Source organism: Streptomyces malaysiensis subsp. samsunensis (assembly GCF_024519315.1).
GTDB classification, from domain to species: Bacteria; Actinomycetota; Actinomycetes; order Streptomycetales; family Streptomycetaceae; genus Streptomyces; species Streptomyces malaysiensis.
The window spans coordinates 41868-61760 of record NZ_JANIIC010000035.1 but is presented as its reverse complement, the minus strand read 5'-3'; the positions used below and the strand labels follow the sequence as shown (position 1 = coordinate 61760).

The following is a 19893-nucleotide window of genomic DNA, read 5'->3' as shown; positions in this document are numbered from 1 at the left end:
GCGCCGCAGGACGCCTCGGCCGAGCCCGGCGAGGGTGCGGAGAGTCCGGAGGGGAGCCTCAGTCGCGCAGACTCATACCGCCGCAGACCGACCACACCTGGCCGTTGACCCACTCGGCGTCGTCCGAGAGCAGAAAGGCCACGGTGCCCGCCACATCCGCGGGCTCGCCCAGCCGCGGACTGCGGGCGACCTTCAGCGCCAGGGTCTGGAGCCGCTGGTCGTCCCGCTGCTTCTGGGTGTCGCCCATGACCAGCCCGGGTGCCACGGCGTTGCAGCGGATGCCCTCCTTGCCCCAGCGGGAGGCGATATGGCGGGTCAGCGCGTTGATACCGGCCTTGGAGGCGGCGTACGCGGGACGCCGGGGCTCCCCTCCCCAGGCCGCGCCGGAGGAGGTGTTGACGATCACGCCGCCACCCTGGGCCAGCAGCCGCGGGATGACCTCCCGGCAGGTGAGGGCGTAGCCGAGCAGATTCACCTCATGGGTGCGCCGCCACACCGCCGGGTCCATCTCCAGCAGATCGGTGTCCCGGCCCAGGTGGTCGTCCGAGAGGTCGGCGCCGACGTTGTAGAGCCCGTCGACCCCGCCGAGCTCGGCGGCGGCGCGGTCGACCAGTGTGCGGATCGATCCCTCGTCCGCGAGGTCGAACGCGACGGCGACCGCGGTGCCGCCGGCCTCGGCGATGCGCCGGGCGGTGGCCTTCGCGCCCATGAGGTCGATGTCGCCGATGACGACCGAGGCGCCCTCCTCGGCGAGCCGCTCGGCCGTGGCGGCGCCGATCCCGGTGGCGCCGCCCGCGATGACGATCCTCTTGCCCTGAAGTCCCCTCATGCCCGTCTCCCGCTCGCAGAGGTCCGGAACCGAAGAATCACCATGAATCACCATTCCATATATGGAACTTGGTGTCATGGTAGTAATCGGGTCTCATGGCTGCAATCATGGCTCAGCCCCGGTGTGCGGGTCGGACGAGGCGTTCGCCGTCCTCGCCGGGTGACTCTCCGCTCGTTGCGACGCGCGTCGCTGGGCATACTGGTCGAAGTGGCATCGTTCGCCGGCCGCCCAGAGGAGGTTTTCCGCCCCCTGGTTGCTTTCCTCCCGAGATGGAATTCTCCCCGTTCGCTCACTCGTGAAGGAGGCAGACGATGACGACATGGACGAGCGACGAGCTCAACCGGATCGCGACGACGGACGAGCTGGAAATGGCGCCGCTGCGCGGCGATGGCACACCGCGTACGGCGGTGCCGATCTGGGTCGTCCGTGAGGGCGACGACCTCTACGTACGCTCCTACCGGGGCATCGACGGATCCTGGTGGCGCACCGCCCGGGGAAGCCACGAGGGCCATATCCGCTCCGGCGGGGTGGACAAGGACGTCACCTTCATCGAGGAGGGCGACCCCGGCCTCAACGACCGGCTCGACAACGCCTACCGCTCCAAGTACAGCCGCTACAGCGGCACCTACGTCGAGCCCATGGTCGCGGACACCGCGCGTGCCACGACACTGAGGCTCGTGCCGAGATGACCATGACGCGTCCGAGCACCCGGAGAAGCCATGACCACCCTCGCCATCATCGGAGCCGGCCCCGGTCTCGGCGCCGCTGTCGCGCGGCGCTTCGGCCGTGAGGGCTATGACACCGCCCTCATCGCCCGCGACCAGGGCCGGCTCGACGCCTTGGCCGCCGGCCTCGCCGACGAGGGCGTGACCGCGCGCGGCTTCGCCGCCGACGTACGCGATCCGAAGACCCTCACCGGGGCCCTGGACGCCGCGGCCACGGCCCTGGGGCCGATCGAGGTCCTGCAATACAGCCCGGTGCCGCAGCGGGAGTTCATGCTGCCGGTCCTGGACACCACCGCCGACGATCTCGCGGGCCCGGTGGAGTTCTCGGTGTACGGCCCGGTCACGGCCGTACAGCAGGTGCTCCCCGGGATGCGTGGCCTGGGCCGTGGCACGGTGCTCTTCGTCAACGGGGGCACCGCCGTGGTGCCGCACCCCGAGCGCGCGGGCACCTCCATCGCCTTCGCCGCCGAGAGCGCGTACGGCCAGCTGCTGCACGACACCCTCGCCGCCGAGGGCATCCATGTGGCGCAGCTGGTCATCCCGGGCGCGATCGTCCCCGGGCACGACAGGAAGGACCCGGCCGTGCTCGCGGACACGCTGTGGACCCTGCACCAGGATCGGAACGGCTTCCGCCACTTCGCCGCCGACCTGGACTCCTGACCCGGTCCGGAGGAGGTGTCCGATGAGCTGTGCGGGGCGGCCCGGTGGCCGCCCCGCACTCGTCTCAGGAGAAGGTGTCGGGCCCGACGCTGTCGGGGTCCGGCCCGCCGCGTGCTCCGGTGTCGAGCGCGTCGATGGCGGCCACCTCGTGGGGGGTCAGGGAGAAGTCGAAGACGCCGATGTTCTCCGCGATGCGATGGGGTTTGACGGACTTCGGGATCGCGCACAGGTCGTGCTCGATCTGCCAGCGCAGGATGATCTGGGCCGGGGTCTTGCCGTATCGCTCGGCGAGTCCGGTGATGGCGGGTTCCTGGAGCGGGTCCTTGGCCTTGTCCGGGCGCTCGCCCCCGTAGCGGGTCACACCGCCGATGGGCGACCAGGACTGGGTGACGATCCCGTGGCGGACATCGAAGGCACGCAGCTCGGGCTGGCTGAAGTACGGGTGCAGTTCGACCTGGTTCACCGCGGGCACGACGTCGGTCCGCGCCATGAGGTCGGTCAGGCGTTCGGGAGTGTGGTTGCATACGCCGATGGCGCGCACCCGGCCGTCGGCCAGCAGCTTCTCGGCCGCCTTGTACGAGGCCACCGTGGTGTCGTACGCGGACGGCAGCGGCCAGTGCAGCAGATACAGGTCGAGGTGGTCGAGGCCCAGCTTGGTGAGGCTGGTGTCGAAGGCGCGGAGGGCGGAGTCGTAGCCGTAGTCGGTCAGCCACAGCTTGGTGATGACGAAGATGTCCTCGCGGCCGATACCCGAGCGGGCGATGCCCTCACCGACCTCCTTCTCGTTGCCGTAGGCGGCCGCGGTGTCGATCAGGCGATAGCCGTTCTCGATCGCGGTCGTCACCGCGGGGACGGTCTCGTCGCGCGGGCTCTGGTAGACACCGAGGCCCAGAGCGGGCATCCGCACGCCGTTGTTCAGGGTCAGAAGCGGGGCTGGTCCATTCATACGGGATCCTTGTGTGAGTCGCGGACCGGCGGGCCCGCCACCGATGCCGTGCCCAGCACCGGCGGAGCCCGCTCGTACTGCGACAGGGGTTCCCGATGACGGGCCGTGCGCTCGCTCCGCACGCCGAACGTCACCACGTTGGCGCGATCAGGGGGCCGTGACCGGCCCCGCAGGCCCCTTCGGCAGCGGACCACACGTGGCAGGGGATCACGGTGACGCGCGGTTCTCGCTGCTCGTCATGGACTGGGTGCCGATGACCGAGAGAAGTTCCAGCTGGGCCGCGCCTTCGCTGCCGGGCGGGGCGCTGAACCACAGCAGGCGCTGGCGGCCGTCCTCGCTGAACAGCGAGTGGCAGTCCAGTTCGATGACGCCCAGCGCGGGGTGGACGATGCGCTTGTGGTCGGTCCGCCGGAGGGCGACGTCATGGGTGTCCCAGAGGGTGGCGAACTCCTCGTTACGGCGCCGGAGCGCGGCCACCATCCGGCGTACCTCGGTGTCGTCGCCGCGCCGGGCGGCGACGGCCTGGAGGTCGGCGACGAAGACCCGGGAGTGGTGGGGGTGGTCCTCGGGCGGGTAGAGCGCACGGGCGTCCGGATCGGTGAACCAGCGGTAGACGAAGCTCGCCGCGGGGCCACCGACCGCCGGGGGACGGCCGACCAGCGCGGCGGCCGGCTCGTTCTGCACCAGGGTCTGGTGCAGATCGGTGATGACCTGGGCGGGGGTGGTGCCCAGCCGGTCCAGCAGGCCGAGCAGGGCGGGCTGGACCTGCGCGGTCGGGCCGTGTGTGGCCGGGGGAACGGGGCGGTCGGCGAGGTGGAACAGATGGTCGCGCTCATCGCCGGTCAGCCGCAGCGCCCGCGCCAGGGCGGTCAGCACCTGGGCCGAGGGCTGGGCGCCGCGTCCGCGCTCCAGCTCGGTGTAGTAGTCCGCGGACAGCCCGGCCAGCTGGGAGACCTCCTCGCGCCGCAAACCGGGCACGCGGCGTCGTGGACCGGTGGGCAGGCCGACGTCGGCCGGGCGGATGCGGTCGCGGCGGGACTTCAGGAACGCGGCGAGGGCGGAGTGGTTCACACCCTCCATGGTCGCGTGTGCCGGTGGGCCGAGCCAGGGGCTGACAACCCCAGGGTGGGGACAGCCCTGGCCGGCCCGGGGACTCCGGCCCAGGCTGGTGCCACCGACGGGGCCCGGCGGCGAACAGCGCCGAGGTCCCGGGCCACGCCACATCTCGTGGCATCCGTCGGCCGCACCAGTCCCACCAGTCCCTGGAGTCTCCATGTCAGCTCAGGAAACCGCGCCCCACCACCCCATCGACCGGCCCCGCGTCGCCATCGTCACCGGAGGCTCGCGTGGCATCGGCCACGAGGCGGTGAAGCGGCTGGCCGCCGACGGATACGCCGTCGTGGCCGGATACGCGGGCAACCGTGACCCGGCCGAGGCCGTCGCCAAGGACATCACGGCCGCCGGTGGCCGGGCCGTCGCGGTCCGGGCCGACGTCGCCGACGAGGGGCAGGTGGCCGCGCTCTTCGACACCGCGGAGTCCGAGTACGGCGGGGTCGACGTCGTCGTCCACGCGGCCGGCCGGCTGCACCTGGCCCCCATCGCCGAGCTGGACCTGGCGGAGCTGGACGCGCTGCACCGCACCAACATCCGCGGTACGTTCGTCGTCGCCCAGCAGGCCGCCCGCAGGATCCGCGGCGGCGGGGCGCTCATCACCTTCTCCACGTCCGTCGTGGGCCTGGCCCTCCCCGCCTACGGCGCCTACAGCGCCGGCAAGGGAGCGGTCGAGGCGCTCACCATGATCCTGGCGCGTGAGCTGCGCGGCCGGGACATCACCGTCAACGCCGTCGCCCCCGGCCCCACCGCCACCGATCTGTTCCTCGACGGCAAGGACGAGGAGACCGTCGCCCGGCTGGCGGCCCAGCCTCCGCTGGAGCGCCTCGGCACCCCCGCCGATATCGCCGAGGTCGTGGCCTTCCTCGCCTCCCCGGCCGGCCACTGGGTCAACGGCCAGGTCGTCCGCGCCAACGGCGGCATCGTCTGACCGTCGCCACTACACCCGACGAGAGAGAACGACACCATGCCCTTCGCGAACTTCAAGGTCCCTGCCGGATCGCTCGACGAGAAGCAGAAGCAGGAGATCGTCACCCGTGCCACCGAGCTGTACGTCGACATCTACGGTGAGCGCGCCCGTGCCACCACCCTGGTCCTGGTCGAGGAGGTGACCGACGGCGGCTGGGGCATCGGCGGCCAGGTCCTGACCCTCGCCATGCTCCAGCAGCCGCCGGGCCACTGAGCCGGCGGTTACTCGGGCCGGAGTGCCGCCAGCTGCTGCTCGAAGGGGACGACCGTCTCCTCGGCGGGCCGTACGGCACTCCCGCCCGGGCGCTGCCGCATGAGCTCGGCCAGCTCGCCCGCCGCGCGCACGATGCGCGTGGGCAGGGTGTCGGTGAGGGGATCGCCGCTGCCGCCCCAGTCCTCGGACGCCGCGTACACCGCGGTGGGCACGACGACCGTACGCAGATACGCGAAGAGCGGGCGCAGCGCGTGTTCCAGGACCAGTGAGTGGCGTGCGGTGCCCCCGGTGGCCCCGGCCAGCACGGGCTTGCCGGTCAGCGCGTCATTGTCGATGACGTCGAAGAACGACTTGAACAGCCCGCTGTAGGAGGCCGAGAAGACGGGGGTGACGGCGATCAGCCCATCGGCGGCGGTGACGGTCTCGATGGCCTCCGCCAGGGGAGGTGCCGGGAAACCGGACACCAGGTGGTTGGCGATGTCGACGGCCAGGTCCCGCAACTCGACGACCTGGACCTCCACCTCCCGGTTCTCGTCGGCCAGCTGCCGGCGGGTGGCGTCGGCGAGCCGGTCGGCGAGCAGCCGGGTGGCGGAGGGGGTGCTCAGTCCGGCCGAGACGACCGCGAGCCGCAGCGGACGTCCGGGGTTCATGGCGTCACCTCCTGGAGGTCGGTGTCCGTACCCGCCGCCTCGGCGTCGCGCCGGGCGACGAGCGAGGCATGGGTCGGGGCGTCGGGAACGGTGGCGGGGCGGTCCTCGGCGAACTCGGCGCGCAGGACCCGGACGACCTCGCCGAGCTGGTCGAGCTGGTCCAGGACGGTCTTCAGCGGCAGCCCGGCATGGTCCATGAGGAACAGCTGGCGCTGGTAGTCGCCGAAGGAGTCCCGGAAGGTGAGGGTCTTCTCGATCACTTCCTGCGGGCTGCCCACGGTCAGCGGGGTGTCACGGGTGAAGTCCTCCAGGGACGGGCCGTGGCCGTAGACCGGGGCGTTGTCGAAGTACGGGCGGAACTCACGGACCGCGTCCTGGGAGTTGGGACGGATGAACACCTGGCCACCGAGGCCGACGATCGCCTGCTCGGGCGTGCCGTGGCCGTAGTGGGCGTAGCGCCGCCGGTAGAGGTCGATCAGCCGCTGGTAGTGGTCCTTGGGCCAGAAGATGTTGTTGGCGAAGAAGCCGTCGCCGTAGTAGGCGGCCTGTTCGGCGATCTCCGGCGAGCGGATCGAGCCGTGCCAGACGAACGGCGGCACGCCGTCCAGCGGCCGCGGAGTGGAGGTGAAGCCCTGGAGCGGGGTGCGGAACTTCCCCGCCCAGTCCACCACGTCCTCGCGCCACAGCCGGTGCAGCAGTGCGTAGTTCTCGATGGCGAGCGGAATGCCCTGGCGGATGTCCTGCCCGAACCACGGATACACCGGACCGGTGTTTCCGCGCCCCATCATCACATCGACCCGTCCGCCGGACAGGTGCTGGAGCATGGCGAAGTCCTCGGCGATCTTCACCGGGTCGTTCGTCGTGATCAGCGTGGTGGAGGTCGAGAGGATCAGGCGCTCGGTGCGCGCCGCGACGTAGCCGAGCATGGTGGTGGGGGAGGACGGCACGAACGGCGGGTTGTGGTGTTCGCCGGTCGCGAAGACGTCGAGGCCCACCTCCTCGGCCTTGAGCGCGATCGTGACCATGGCCTTGATCCGCTCATGCTCGCTCGGCGTCGTGCCCGTGGTGGGGTCCTCCGTCACATCCCCGACTGTGAAGATCCCGAACTGCACCGGACTCATCCTCCTGAAGTAGTTGACTGTTGAACTACATAACCAGGGTACCTCCCGTGTCTATTCCGACCCCTCGTGTGCTAACCCGCGGTGACCGAGGTGGGGCTGAAGGTGACCGGCAGGGAGTCCAGGCAGCGGTACCAGAAGGAGTCCACCCACGACAGCTCCTCGGGCTCGACCGCCAGCGTCAGGTCAGGTACGCGGTCCAGCAGCACCTCGATCGCCGTTTCCGCGATGATCCTGGCCGTCTCGGGACCGCCCACCGGGCAGCCGTACTCGCCACCGCTGAACGCGACGTGCGAGTGGTTCCCGGCGTGGCCGACGGGGGTGTCCGGCCACAGCAGCGGATCGGCGTTGGCGGCGGCGAGGCCGAGGACGACGAGGTCGCCGGCGCGGATACGCCGGCCGCCGAGGCTGGTGTCGCGGGTGGCGTAGCGCCCGATGAGGTTCTGGAGCGGGGAGTCCGCCCACAGCACCTCGTTCATGGCCTCGCCGATGCTGCGGCGGTTGCCCGAGAGCGTCATGGCGAACCGCTCGTCGGTGAGCATCAGCCGCAGGGTGTTGCCGATCCAGTACGAGGTGAGCGGCAGCGCCGCCGCCATCAGCACCATCACGTCCGCGGTCTGCTGCTCCTCGGTGAGCTCCGGGGTGTTCAGGACGAACTGCGAGGTGAGATCGGGGCCCGGCGCCTCGCGCTTGGCCTTCACCAGCTCCGCCACGTACGCGGCGACCCGCTGCTGCCCGGCGATGGCCTCCTCGTCGGAGAGGAACGAGACTGTCAGCCCCTGCGCCAGGGCCCCCAGCCCGGCCTCGTCCTCGGACAGGCCGAACAGCTCGGCCGTGGCGAGGGCGGGCACCGAGTAGATGTAGTCGTACACCAGGTCGGCCCTGCCGTTCGGGGTGAACTTGTCGATCAGCTGGTCGGCGAAGCGCTCACAGTGGCCGCGCAGCACGAAGGGGTCGACGGTGGCGAGGGCCTCGCTGGCGGCCGTGGAGCGCCGCCGGTGCTCATCCCCCTCCGTGAAGGTCATCATCGGGCTGTACGCCACCCACGGCATCAGCGGCCAGTCCGGCGGCACGCCGTCCCATCCGTTCCAGCGGCGCGGGTCCCGGCCGAAGGTGTCGGTGTCGGACAGCACATGGCGTGTCTCGCGGTAGCCGAGGACGAACCAGGCGTCGATATCGCCTTCGAGCAGGACGGGGGCCACCTGTCCGCTGTCACGCCGTATCCGCTGGTAGGTCTGGGCCGGGTGGCGCCGGAACTCCGGCCCGTACAGCCGTGCGGCGTGTGCGGGGCAGCCCGGGGGCGGCGTGTCCGGCGCATGGTCCGGGGCCTGCGGGTCCTGGTCGTCCTGGGGGTTCGTCACTGTGTTGACTTCCTCGGAGCGGCGGGTCTGCTGGGCTGCCGGGAGGCTAACGAAGTGATCGCCTCTGGCCAACTTCCCTGCCGTGAATGAATCCCACGGCGAGGGGGTCCGGTGCGCCGGATCGGTCGTGGGCGCGGTGGGACGGTGAGCGGTCCATCGTGCTCCAGCATCCGCTGCGGCGGGCGGTGCCCATCACGTTGTGCGGGACTGCTGTGAATGCGTAAATGCTCTTCCAGGAATTCGCGCGGAGAAATGTGATTGCGGGTTCCGGACACCGTGGGGGGGCGGGTGGCCGCCGCCACGTGGACGGTGCCGGTCGTTGACGCGCGTTGACACCTCGGAATTCCTCACCGTCGCACAGGCCGCGGATCACGCGGTGTCCACGGAGAAGAGTGCCGCGTCCCGCGTGTCCGCCGAGAATTACTGGACGCCGCAGCGCATGCGCGGAGCCGTCGAGGCCGACACGCCCGCCGACGCCAAGGCGTCCCGTAAGGCGGCCATCGACGCGGCGGCCAAGCCCGCGCGGCTCGCGAGACCCCAGAAGGCCACCACATCGAAGAAGGCGCCCGGTATCCGGATCGCCACCTCGATCGTGCAGGGCAAGGTCTTCTTCCACAACCCGACCAACGGTGGCGACTACGCCTGCTCCGCCGCGGCGGTCAACAACCCCACGAAGAACATGGTGTTCACCGCCGGCCACTGCGTCCACGGTGGCGCCGGCGGCACCTGGGCGACCAACTGGGTGTTCGTACCCGCCTACTACAACGGCTCGCGGCCGTACGGCACCTGGTCCGCCAAGACGCTGACCTCGTTCAACGGCTGGATCAACAGCAGCGATCTGAACTACGACATCGGCGTGGTCAACGTCTGGGACAACGGCTCCAGCAAGCTGGTCGACACCGTCGGCGGCATGGGGCTCGGCTACACCTACGGGTACGTCAACACCGTGACCGTCTGGGGCTATCCGGCCGCCTTCGGCTACGACGGTGAGGTGCCCTACGTCTGCCAGAACATCGGCACATGGCAGGACGGCTCGCGGGTGCAGAACGGGTGCACCATGGTCGAGGGCGCCAGCGGCGGCCCCTGGCTGCGGGACTACAACGAGACCACGGGCCTGGGGACCGAGATCGCGGTCACCAGCACCCGGACCGATCGGCCCGCCTATATCGACAGCCCCTACTTCGACAACAAGATCCAAACGATTTACAACAACACCGCCAACGGCCGAGCACCACACCGCATTCGGCCGGGGCCCCGAACCAGGGGCCCCGGCCTCCAGCATCGGGAGAGAACGTCATGCGTCCGCTCACCGCAGCCCTCCTCACCACGGCGGCGATCGTGGGAACCGGCGTCGTCGCGGCCCTCGCCGCCACCGCCCGGGGCGAGGACACCGGAGATCCACCCGCCCCCGACACCCCGCGGACCCACCGCGCGGAGCCGCCGGACCCCTCGTACTGGAACCGGAGCGGGTGCGCGACGCACGGCCCGCGCCCATGCCCACCGACCCGGACGCGACCGGCGGGCGGCGATCGTCGCCGTAGGTGCGTAGGGTGGCGCGGGTGCGAATAGCTGTGTCCTCCGGCCGGCGCGCCGGTTATCGACGTTGGCCGGTGTGGGCCGCGCGATCCGCGCTTGCGCTGTTGTTCCTCCTCTCCGTCTACCAGGACATCGAGGAACGGATCGTCTTCGACCCGGCCTCGGACACCCCCGCGTTCACCGGGGATTGGGCGCCGGTGTGTTCCGGAGCCCTGGCCGGGGCGATGGCCGTGCTGGCCGTCGTACGCGATCCCCGATGGGTTCCGCGGGCCGCGCTGGTGGCCGGTGCGGGCACCTTCGCGGCCACCGTGGCCTACCACCTGCTGCCGGTGAACATGGTGACCAGCGAGACCAGCAGCGGCGAACTCATGGGCCAGCTGGTCCTCCTCGCCGTGGCGGCGCGCCGCTGCGCGCCCCGGCCGGCCCTGGTGGCCGTGTCGGTGCTGAGCGTCAGCGTGTTCTCCGTACCGGTGCGGAGGGATGCGGATCCCGGCGATGCCGCCGAGAATCTGCTGCTCCTGCTGGCACTGGCCTTCGTCTGCGGCCTGGTGCTGCGGCTGTACGACGCCCAGCAGGATCGCATGGGCCAGCTGGTGCGCCAGGAGGAACGGCTCGCGCTGGCCCGGGACCTGCATGACACCGTGGCCCACCAGGTGACCGCGATCGTGGTGCAGCTCCAGGCCGTGCGCCATGTCGCCGGGCGGGGCACCCCCGACCCACAGGCGCTGAACGAGATGCTCGAGGCCGTCGAGCACGCGGGTGGCGAGGCGCTGACGTCGATGCGGCGCCTGGTGGGTTCGATGCGCGGCGACGAGACGCCGCGGCATCCGGAGAACCTCGGCGAGGTCCTCACCCGCATCGTCGAGGAGTCACGGGCGACGGGGCTGCCGGTCCGGCTGGACCTCGGGCGGGACCTGCCGGAGGACATCCCCGCGGAGATCACCGGAGGGCTGGGCCGCGTGCTCCAGGAGGCCCTGACCAACGCCCACCGCTATGCGCGCGGAGTGCGGTCGGTGGACGTGTCCGCGCGGGTGGCGGCAGACCATGCCGAACTGGTCGTCGAGGACGACGGACACAGCTCCCAGTCCGGACACCGCGGCAGCCTCGGCCGGCTCGGCGGCGGCTTCGGCATCATCGGCATGCGGGAGCGGATCGAGCTGCTCGGCGGCGCCTTCGAGGCGGGGCACCGCGCCGAAGGCGGATGGCGGGTCCACGCCTCCGTACCGCTGCGTCCCGACGAGGCCGCACGGAGTACGCGTGCGCGCGGGCGCCACGCCGTACGATCCGGGCTGGGGCTACGGGAGGGCAGAACGGCATGACCATACGCATCCTGGTGGCGGACGATCAGCATCTGGTGCGGGCCGGGTTCCGCATGGTGCTGTCGGCCGAGTCCGACATGGAGGTGGTGGCCGAGGCCGCCGACGGGGCCTCGGCGCTCTCGCTGGCCCGCGAGACACGGCCGGACGTGTGCCTGGTGGACATCCGGATGCCCCCGCCCGACGGTCTGGAGGTCACCCGCCGGCTGGCCGGCGGCGGTCTGCCCGGAGCACCGAAAGTGGTCGTGGTCACCACCTTCGACCTCGACGAATATGTGTACACGGCGCTGTCGAACGGAGCGTCGGGCTTCCTCCTGAAGGATGCCGGTCCCGCGCTGCTGACCGAGGCCGTCCGGGCGGCCGTCCGCGGGGACGCCATGGTGGCCCCGCAGATCACCCTCCGTCTGCTCCAGCACTTCACCAAGGCCCGGCGACGCGGCACACATGAGCCGGCCGAGCCGCTGACGGACCGTGAGGAGGAGGTCATCCAGGGCATCGCCCGCGGGCTGACCAACCCGGAGATCGCCGCCGAGCTGTACATCGCGCCCAGCACGGTCAAGACGCATCTGGGGTCGGCCCAGGCGAAGCTGGGCCTGCGCAACAGGGTCGAGGTCGCGGCCTGGGCCTTCCGTACGGGGCGTGCCGAATAGCGGTCCCGCGGCGATCTCCCCCGATCGGGGGAGGCGGATCCGGATGTTCGGGGGATCCGCCCGCCGGTGGCCGGGCGGGAGGCTCGGAGGCGTCGCCATCAGCGGCGACGCCCTCTGCCACGAGGGGTATTCACCGAGCGCCCACCGAGGACCGGCATGCACCCACACCAGCCCCTTTCCGCCCCGGACAGCTACGCGGCCCACGCCACCGATCTGACGAAGGTGTACGGCACGGGGGACACCCGTGTCGTGGCGCTCGACGCGGTCACCGTCGGCTTCGTCAGGGGGCAGTTCACCGCGATCATGGGGCCGTCCGGGTCGGGGAAGTCCACACTGATGCACTGCATGGCCGGTCTGGACTCGCCGTCCTTCGGATCGATCCGCCTCGGTGACACGGAGACCGGCTCCCTGAATGACCGTCAGCTCACCCGGCTGCGCCGCGACCGCATCGGCTTCGTCTTCCAGGCGTTCAACCTGCTGCCCACCCTGAACGCCCTGGAGAACATCACCCTCCCCATGGACATCGCCGGTCGCGAACCGGAGCGGGCCTGGCTGGAGAGCATCATCCAGACCGTCGGCCTGGCCGACCGGCTCGGCCACCGGCCCGCCCAGCTCTCCGGCGGCCAGCAGCAGCGCGTCGCCGTCGCCCGCGCGCTGGCCGGCCGGCCCGACATCGTCTTCGCCGACGAGCCCACCGGCAACCTCGACTCCCGCAGCGGCGCCGAGATCCTCGACTTCCTGCGCGGCTCGGTGAGCGCGCTGGGCCAGACCGTCGTCATGGTCACCCACGACCCCGTCGCCGCCTCCTACGCGGACCGCGTCGTCTTCCTCGCCGACGGCCGCATCGTCGACGAACTCCACGCGCCCACCGCCGAGGCCGTCCTGGAGCGCATGGGCCGCCTGACGCCCGCGCACCAGGTCTGACGCCCGCACCCACCCAGGCACCTCACGCCCGGCACCCTTCCGGAAGGCCGTCCCGTGTTCCGTACCGCCCTGCGCAACGTCCTCGCGCACAAGGCCCGCCTGCTGATGACCATGCTCGCCGTACTGCTCGGTGTGGCCTTCGTCGTGGGCACCCTCGTCTTCACCGACACCGTCGGCAACGCCTACAAGGAGCGCTTCCTCACCACTCTGCGCAGTATCTCGGTCCAGGCCACACCGCCGTTCGACGAGAAGGCCGGTGAGCCCGGCACCGTGGGGGAGGACACGCTGCGGAGCCTGCGACGGCTGCCCGGCGTGGCGTCCGTCACCGGCTCCGTCGAGGGGTTCGCCGCCGTGGCCGCGAAGGACGGCCACCCCCTCGGCGGGGACCACTCGACCGCGGCCGGCAACTACTTCCCCCAGGCCGACGGCAAGGACGACCGCCACCCCCTGACCGCCGGACGCGCCCCCACCGGGCCCGACGAGGTGCTGCTGGACACCAGCACCGCCGACCGGGGCGGCTACGAGGTCGGCGACACCGTCCGGCTGGCCGTCGACGGACCGGTGCTGCGCAAGAAACTCGTCGGCATCGTCCGCACCGACGACACCTACGGCTCCGGCGGCACCCTGGTCCTCTTCGACGACACGACCGCGCAGAAGCTGCTCCTGAAGCCCGGCCAGTACGACGGGATCACCCTCGAGGCCGACCGCGGCACCTCCGAGGAGCGGCTCGCGGCCGAGGCACGCGAACTGCTGCCCAAGGACTCCGAGATCAGCACGGGCGCGCAGTTGCGCGAACGGGAGCGGGCGGACGCCGCCGAGGGGACGAGGGGGCTCAGCCAGGTGCTGCTCGTCTTCGCGGCCATCGCCCTGTTCGTCGGTGTCTTCGTCATCGGCAACACCTTCACCATGCTCGTCACCCAGCGTTCGCAGGAGATGGCCCTGATGCGGGCCGTCGGCGCCGAACGCCGCCAGGTGACCCGCTCCGTGCTCGTCGAGGCCGCCCTGCTGGGGCTGTGCGCCGGGGCCGTGGGATTCCTCCTCGGCATCGGCGTGGCCATGGGCATCCGGCAGCTGTTCGCGTCCACCGGATCCGGCCTCCCCGACGGGCCGCTGAGCGTCTCCCCGAGCACCGTACTGATCGCGTTCCTGGTGGGCGTCGTCGTCACCATGCTCGCCGCCTATCTGCCCGCCCGCCGCGCCGCCGCCGTGCCCCCCGTGGCCGCCATGTCCGCGGTCCACACACCTCCGCCGGCCCGCGGCCTCCGCAGGCGCAACGCGATCGGCGCCACCACGATCGTGCTCGGTGTGCTCGGCGTGCTCTACACGGCGTCCAGCGGCGAGCAGGGCAGGACCACCGTCCTCCTCCCCGCCACCCTGCTGCTCATCGGCATCATCGTGGTGACACCCGCGCTCTCCGGCCCGGCCATCGCGCTCGCCTCACCCCTGCTGCGCCGATTCGGCGTCCCCGGCACACTGGCCCCGCGCAACGCCCGCCGCAACCCCCGGCGCACCGCCTCCACGGCCTCGGCCCTGATGATCGGGCTGTCCCTGGTCACCGGCCTCACGGTGGTCGCGGTGTCCGCCACGACGGCGCTGCACCAGCGGGCCGAGAACACCGTCAGGGCCGACTTCGAGATCACGTCGAAGAACGGCGGCGGCCTGCCCGCGTCGGTCCACCGCACCCTGGCGAAGTCCGCGGACGTGACCTCCTCCAGCCCGCGGCGCCAGAGCGCCGTGCGGATCGGCGGCGACGAAGTCACCCTGACCGGTGTGGACCCCCGCACCATCGGCGACCTCCTCGACCCCGGCTTCGTCTCCGGGTCGCTCGCGGCACTGGGCGCGGGCGGGGGCAAGGACCTGCTGATCGACACATCCACCGCCGACATCTACGGATGGACCATGGGGCAGCGTGTCCCGGTGGTCTACGACGACGGCGGCCGGGCCACCCTGCGGATCGGCGGCATCTACCGTGACGACGAATTCCTCCCGCCCACCATGATGCCGCTGGCCACTCTCCAGCCCCATCTGAAGGAGATCGAGGACGCCTCGGTCCTGGTGCGCACCAAGGCCGGTGACGGCGAGACGGCACGGCACTCCCTCGAGCGCGCCCTCGACCAGAACCCGCTGATCCGGGTGCGGAACACCGACGACTTGGCCGAGGCGGCCGGTGGCGAGGCCATCACACTGCTCGTCAATGTCCTCTACGGGCTGCTGGCCATGGCGGTGGTGATCGCCGTCCTGGGAGTCGTCAACACCCTCGCGATGTCCGTGTTCGAGCGCACCCGTGAGATCGGGATGCTGCGCGCGGTGGGGCTCCAGCCCGAGCAGACCAAGCGGATGATCCGTCTGGAGTCCGTCCTCATCTCGCTGTTCGGGGCGGTTCTGGGCATCGGCGCGGGCATCTTCCTCGGCTGGGCCGCGGGCCGGCTCGCCTCCGACAGCATCCAGGGGTACGAGATGGTCATCCCCTGGGGCCGCATCGCCGTGGCCCTCGCGGGCGCCGTGCTGGTCGGGGTGGTCGCCGGACTCTGGCCCGCTCGCCGGGCGGCCCGGCTGAACATCCTCACGTCCCTCAAGGCGGACTGAGACGTGTCACGGGTGGCGGGGCGGGGGCGGTGACACATGAGGCGGACCGGGTCCTGCCGTCGTCCGGCGGCATCGTCCGGGCTGCTCCCGGCGCCCGCCCCCGCTCCCGCCACCCCCGCACGAGGCAGGACGGTCATCGCTACGCTGCCGCCAGCAGGACGCGTGCGGCCTCTTTGGCCCGGCGCGCGGGTTCGGCGCTGCCGGTGATCGCCGCGGTGGTGATGGCGCCTTCGGCGAGGAGGGCCAAGTGGTCGGCCAGCGGGGCCGGTTTGCCCGCGGCCGCCGTCAGATCGGTGAGGTACCCGAAGAACGCCTCCTTGTGGGCGCGTGCCGTCTCGGCGACGGCCGGAGAGGTGGCGCCGAGCTCCCCGAAGGAGTTGCTGAACGCGCAGCCGCGGTAGTCCGGCTCGCCGAACCACTCGTAGAGCCAGTCGAAGACCGCCAGGATGCTCTCCTCGGGTGTGGTCCGGGCATCGGCGTACGCGGCCAGCTTCTGGCGCCAGCGGACGTCGCGCCGCCGCAGATACGCCTGTATCAGCTCCCCCTTGGAGGGGAAGAGCTGGTAGAGCCTTTTGAGGGAGACGCCTGACGCGGAGCGGATCTCGTCCATGCCCACCGCTTGGAGCCCCCGTCCGTAGAACAGGCGCTCGGCCGCGTCGAGGATCCGGAGCTCCGCGGTTTCGGTACTGATCATTTCGCCGATCTCCTGGTGCCGGACGGTCGGATGGTGCCGGTCGGTCAGAGGCCGAGGTCGCTCAGCCCGGGGTGGTCATCGGGGCGGCGCCCGAGCGGCCAGTGGTACAGGCGCTCCGACTCCTTGATGGGGAGGTCGTTGATGCAGGCGTAGCGCAGGCGCATCAGGCCGTTGTCGTCGAACTCCCAGTTCTCGTTGCCGTAGGAGCGGAACCAGTTGCCGGAGTCGTCGTGGCTTTCGTAGGCGAAGCGCACGGCGATGCGGTTGCCGTCGAAGGCCCACAGCTCCTTGATGAGCCGGTAGTCCAGCTCCCTCGCCCATTTGCGGGTGAGGAAGGCGACGATCTCGTCGCGTCCGGTGGCGAACTCCGCGCGGTTCCGCCAGCGCGAGTCGACGGTGTAGGCCAGGGCGACCTTCTCCGGGTCACGGGAGTTCCAGCCGTCTTCGGCCAGCCGGACCTTCTGGATCGCGGTCTCGCGGGTGAACGGCGGGAAGGGAGGGCGGGGAGCGTCGGCCACGTCGTCTCCTTGGGCATGGGGGAGGGGCGGAGAGAACGGGCATTCTCCTCGTCGGGTACGACGGTAGGAGAACGGCGGTTCTCGTGCAAGTGCGGCACGGCCGCCTTCCGGGTGACAGGGGGCGGCGAGCTCGCTTTCTCCTGGCGATGGGTACCGTGCGGACGGAAAGCACCGTGCTCGACGACAAGGCAGGGGACCGCACGTGTTGATCGACGATCTGCGGCAGGAGCTGCCGGACGGCCGGCTGGTCGAGGACCCCGGTGTCGCCGCCGGTTTCGTCCACGACGAGGCGGAGTGGGCGCCGTACGGCACCCCCCGCGTCGTGGTGCGGCCACGGACGGCGCGGGAGGTGCGCTCGGTGGTGCGTGCCTGTGTACGGCACGGCGTGCCGCTGGTCACCCGGGGCGCCGGCACCGGCCTCTCCGGTGGCGCCAACGCCGTCGAGGGCTGTGTGGTGCTCTCCACCGAGGCCATGGACACCATCCACGAGATCGACCCCGTGGAGCGCCTGGCGGTCGTCGGCCCCGGTGTGGTCAACGACGATCTGCGGGCCGCCTGCGCCGAACGGGGGCTCTGGTACCCACCGGACCCCGCGAGCGCGCCCTGGTCCACCATCGGCGGCAATGTGGCCACCAACGCGGGCGGGCTGTGCTGTGTGAAGTACGGCGTCACCCGCGACTATGTGCTCGGCCTGGAAGCGGTGACCGGCACCGGTGAGCTCGTGCGGCTCGGCCGCAGAACCGCCAAGGGCGTCGCCGGGTACGACCTGGCGGGGCTGATAGTCGGCTCCGAGGGCACCCTCGGCGTGATCACCGAGATCACGGTGCGGCTGCGGCCACGGCGTGAGGCGGAGCGCACGGTCGCCGGATACTTCTCCTCGGTCGTGGCGGCGGGACGCGCGGTCGCCGCGATCGGGGCCGCGGGGCTCACCCCGTCCGCGCTGGAGCTGATCGACCGGCACTGCCTGGCGGCGGTCGACAAGTGGAAGAACATGGGCCTGTCCGTCGACGCGGACGTGGTGCTCCTCGGGCGTACGGACGCCCCGGGCCCGGCCGGTGCGCAGGAGGCCGAGCGCATGCTCGCCTGTTTCGAGGAGGCCGGGGCGACCTGGGCCGCGCGCTCCACGGACCAGGAGGAGGCCGACGCGCTGTTCGCGGCCAGGCGGCTGGCCTATCCCGCGCTGGAGCGGCTGGGCCCGGTGCTCACCGAGGACGTCTGTGTGCCCAAGGCGGCCGTACCGGAGATGCTGGCGCGGATCGAGCGCGCCGCCGCCCGCCATGACACGCTCATCGCCAACATCGCCCACGCCGGTGACGGCAACCTCCATCCGCTGCTCATCACCCAGCCCGGCGACACGGCGGCCCGGGAGCGGGCCCAGGCCGCGTTCCACGACATCATCGCGGACGCCATCGACCTCGGCGGCACGGTCACCGGTGAACACGGTGTGGGGCTGCTGAAGCGGGACGGTCTGGAGCGGGAGCTCACACCGGCCGTCCTGGACATGCACCGCGCCGTCAAGGCGGCCCTCGACCCGCACGGGATCCTCAACCCGGGCAAGGTCATCGCCCGCGGCTGACCGGGACCTGCGGCTGCTCACATCTCGGACCCCGCGTTCGGAGCACCGTGAGCGGGCGGCGACCGTACGGCCGCCGCCCGGCTCGGTACCGCCCCCCGGAGCGGGATGTCGCTCAGGAGGTGTCCGCCGCCCGGAGCGACTCGGGGCGAGGGGCGGCGGGGTCCCGCTCGTGGCGTATCTCTTTCGTGGCGCCGCGCGGTGCGATCCGGGCGCGCAGGGACACCACCGTCAGCAGGGCGAGGGCCGTGCCCATGAGCGGCACCGTGAAGGCGGCGCTCGCGCCGAAGCCGTCCGCCAGCTGTCCGCCCGCCGTCACCGCCGCGGCCTGCCCCAGCGCGACCGAGCCGGTCAGCCAGGTGAACGCCTCCGTCCGGGACGTGGCCGGGACCAGGGCCTCCACCAGGGTGTAGCCGGTGATCAGCGCCGGTGCGACGCACAGCCCCGCGAGCAGTCCAAGACCGCCCAGCGGCAGTGGTGTGGGCACCGCCCACAGCGTCGAGCAGACCAGAGTCAGCGCGGTGTAGGACGTCAGCAGCCGCCGCCGCGGGGAGGTGCGCCAGGCGATGGCGCCGCAGGCCACGCCCGCGAGCATGTTGCCCGCCGCGAAGACGCCGTAGAGCACACCGTTCAGGCCGGGCTGACCGTGCTCCTGGGTGAAGGCGGTCAGCGCCACCTGCATACCGCCGAAGACCGAGCCGATGCCCAGGAAGGCCACGGCCAGGACACGCACACCCGGCACCGACAGGGCCGAGACGTGCCGCTCCCGCGTGTCCGCCCGCGTGGAGCCCGGCCGCGGCGCGGTACGGCGCTGGGCCGCGAAGAGCAGTCCGCCCGCGAGGGTCAGCGCGGCCTCCGCGATCAGGCCGGAGGCCGGGTGCACTCCGGTGCTCAGGCCGGTCGCGAGCACGGGGCCGATGACAAACGTGAGCTCGTCCGTCACGGACTCGAACGCGGCCGCGGTCGCCGGCAGCGGATGGCGCCCCGAACGTGGGCCGGGTCCGCCCGTGGCGCCGTCCCCGAGTACGGCCGCCCAGCGGGCCCGCACCATGGGTCCGACCTGCGGGACGGAGGCGCCCGTCGGCACCGCGGCGGCGATCAGCGCCCACAGTGGCGCGTGTACCAGCGCGAGCGCGGTCAGCAGGGCCGCGGCCGCCGCGTGGATCAGCACCCCCGGCACCAGAACCGCGCTCTGCCCGTGGCGGTCGGCCAGCTTGCCGCTCCGCGGCGCGAACAGCGCCATGGAGACGCCGGTGACGGCCGCGACCACACCGGCGACACCGTACGACCCGGTGGTGTGGCGCAGCAGCAGCACGATGCTGATCGTCAGCATCGCGAACGGCTGCCGGGCGGCGAAACCGGGCAGCAGGAAGCTCCACGCGCCCGGTGTGCGCAGCAGTTGCCCGTAGCCCGCGCGCGGTGCGGGAGGGGGCTCTACGGGAGAAGGGGTGGTCCTGGAGACCGCGGATGCCACGGCCGACGCCTTTCCGCCGCCTGGTAGCGCACCCGGGCCG

Annotated in this window: 19 protein-coding genes; 10 read left to right on the top strand and 9 right to left on the bottom strand. The window is 71.7% G+C overall.

Going from position 1 to position 19893, the window contains the following annotated elements; all coding sequences use genetic code 11:
• Positions 1 to 58 precede the first annotated feature (58 nt).
• On the bottom strand, positions 59 to 829 hold the full coding sequence (locus NQU54_RS27380; RefSeq protein WP_257633416.1) for an SDR family NAD(P)-dependent oxidoreductase: 771 nt from the start codon (positions 827 to 829) through the stop codon (positions 59 to 61).
• A 311-nt stretch (positions 830 to 1140) separates the two neighbouring features.
• Between NQU54_RS27380 and NQU54_RS27375 the strand changes: the two genes are divergently transcribed.
• Together NQU54_RS27375 and NQU54_RS27370 are read left to right on the top strand one after the other, a co-directional pair.
• On the top strand, positions 1141 to 1518 hold the full coding sequence (locus tag NQU54_RS27375) for a DUF2255 family protein (protein WP_257633415.1): 378 nt from the start codon (positions 1141 to 1143) through the stop codon (positions 1516 to 1518).
• 30 nt (positions 1519 to 1548) lie between these two features.
• On the top strand, positions 1549 to 2214 hold the full coding sequence (locus tag NQU54_RS27370; RefSeq protein ID WP_167500162.1) for an SDR family NAD(P)-dependent oxidoreductase: 666 nt from the start codon (positions 1549 to 1551) through the stop codon (positions 2212 to 2214).
• Between the two features lie 64 nt (positions 2215 to 2278).
• On the opposite strand, the gene NQU54_RS27365 is transcribed toward NQU54_RS27370, so the two are convergent.
• Positions 2279 to 3160, bottom strand: a complete 882-nt coding sequence (locus NQU54_RS27365; protein ID WP_257633414.1) for an aldo/keto reductase — start codon at positions 3158 to 3160, stop codon at positions 2279 to 2281.
• A gap of 207 nt (positions 3161 to 3367) precedes the next feature.
• Positions 3368 to 4231, bottom strand: a complete 864-nt coding sequence (locus tag NQU54_RS27360; RefSeq protein WP_372506053.1) for a helix-turn-helix transcriptional regulator — start codon at positions 4229 to 4231, stop codon at positions 3368 to 3370.
• Positions 4232 to 4433: 202 nt separating this feature from the next.
• On the opposite strand from NQU54_RS27360, the gene NQU54_RS27355 reads away from it, so the two are divergent.
• Positions 4434 to 5201, top strand: coding sequence for an SDR family oxidoreductase (locus NQU54_RS27355; protein WP_257633412.1), 768 nt, complete (start codon positions 4434 to 4436; stop codon positions 5199 to 5201).
• Between the two features lie 36 nt (positions 5202 to 5237).
• Positions 5238 to 5453, top strand: coding sequence for a tautomerase family protein (locus NQU54_RS27350; protein ID WP_069873003.1), 216 nt, complete (start codon positions 5238 to 5240; stop codon positions 5451 to 5453).
• A gap of 8 nt (positions 5454 to 5461) precedes the next feature.
• On the opposite strand, the gene NQU54_RS27345 is transcribed toward NQU54_RS27350, so the two are convergent.
• The 3 genes from NQU54_RS27345 to NQU54_RS27335 all read right to left on the bottom strand — a co-directional run bounded on the left by NQU54_RS27345 (position 5462) and on the right by NQU54_RS27335 (position 8582).
• Positions 5462 to 6103 (bottom strand): FMN reductase, encoded by a 642-nt coding sequence (locus tag NQU54_RS27345; protein WP_257633411.1) that lies wholly within the window; start codon positions 6101 to 6103, stop codon positions 5462 to 5464.
• Complete coding sequence (locus NQU54_RS27340) at positions 6100 to 7215, bottom strand: LLM class flavin-dependent oxidoreductase (protein ID WP_257633410.1); 1116 nt, start codon at positions 7213 to 7215, stop codon at positions 6100 to 6102. The genes NQU54_RS27345 and NQU54_RS27340 overlap by 4 nt, the downstream gene beginning before the upstream one ends.
• Before the next feature lie 80 nt (positions 7216 to 7295).
• Positions 7296 to 8582, bottom strand: coding sequence for a cytochrome P450 (locus NQU54_RS27335; protein WP_257633409.1), 1287 nt, complete (start codon positions 8580 to 8582; stop codon positions 7296 to 7298).
• Between the two features lie 319 nt (positions 8583 to 8901).
• On the opposite strand from NQU54_RS27335, the gene NQU54_RS27330 reads away from it, so the two are divergent.
• The 5 genes from NQU54_RS27330 (at position 8902) to NQU54_RS27310 (ending at position 15594) form a co-directional block, all read left to right on the top strand.
• Positions 8902 to 10131: a trypsin-like serine peptidase gene (locus tag NQU54_RS27330; RefSeq protein WP_257633408.1), complete on the top strand. Its 1230-nt coding sequence runs from the start codon at positions 8902 to 8904 to the stop codon at positions 10129 to 10131.
• A gap of 10 nt (positions 10132 to 10141) precedes the next feature.
• Entirely contained in the window at positions 10142 to 11437 is a 1296-nt protein-coding gene (locus NQU54_RS27325) for a sensor histidine kinase (protein ID WP_257633407.1), read from the top strand.
• Positions 11434 to 12084: a response regulator gene (locus tag NQU54_RS27320; RefSeq protein WP_257633406.1), complete on the top strand. Its 651-nt coding sequence runs from the start codon at positions 11434 to 11436 to the stop codon at positions 12082 to 12084. Before NQU54_RS27325 ends, NQU54_RS27320 begins: the two co-directional genes overlap by 4 nt.
• Before the next feature lie 156 nt (positions 12085 to 12240).
• Positions 12241 to 13008 carry an ABC transporter ATP-binding protein gene (locus NQU54_RS27315; protein WP_257633405.1) on the top strand — a complete coding sequence of 256 codons (768 nt, stop codon included), beginning with the start codon at positions 12241 to 12243 and terminating at the stop codon, positions 13006 to 13008.
• A gap of 54 nt (positions 13009 to 13062) precedes the next feature.
• Positions 13063 to 15594: an ABC transporter permease gene (locus tag NQU54_RS27310; protein WP_257633404.1), complete on the top strand. Its 2532-nt coding sequence runs from the start codon at positions 13063 to 13065 to the stop codon at positions 15592 to 15594.
• A gap of 139 nt (positions 15595 to 15733) precedes the next feature.
• Here NQU54_RS27310 and NQU54_RS27305 read toward each other — a convergent pair whose 3' ends face one another.
• Together NQU54_RS27305 and NQU54_RS27300 are read right to left on the bottom strand one after the other, a co-directional pair.
• Complete coding sequence (locus NQU54_RS27305) at positions 15734 to 16288, bottom strand: TetR/AcrR family transcriptional regulator (protein WP_257633403.1); 555 nt, start codon at positions 16286 to 16288, stop codon at positions 15734 to 15736.
• Positions 16289 to 16332: 44 nt separating this feature from the next.
• Positions 16333 to 16806: a nuclear transport factor 2 family protein gene (locus tag NQU54_RS27300; protein ID WP_069873026.1), complete on the bottom strand. Its 474-nt coding sequence runs from the start codon at positions 16804 to 16806 to the stop codon at positions 16333 to 16335.
• 217 nt (positions 16807 to 17023) lie between these two features.
• Between NQU54_RS27300 and NQU54_RS27295 the strand changes: the two genes are divergently transcribed.
• On the top strand, positions 17024 to 18382 hold the full coding sequence (locus NQU54_RS27295; RefSeq protein WP_372506056.1) for an FAD-binding oxidoreductase: 1359 nt from the start codon (positions 17024 to 17026) through the stop codon (positions 18380 to 18382).
• Between the two features lie 112 nt (positions 18383 to 18494).
• Here the strand turns inward: NQU54_RS27295 and NQU54_RS27290 are convergent, their stop codons facing one another.
• Complete coding sequence (locus tag NQU54_RS27290; protein ID WP_372506052.1) at positions 18495 to 19853, bottom strand: MFS transporter; 1359 nt, start codon at positions 19851 to 19853, stop codon at positions 18495 to 18497.
• Between the last annotated feature and the right edge of the window lie 40 nt (positions 19854 to 19893).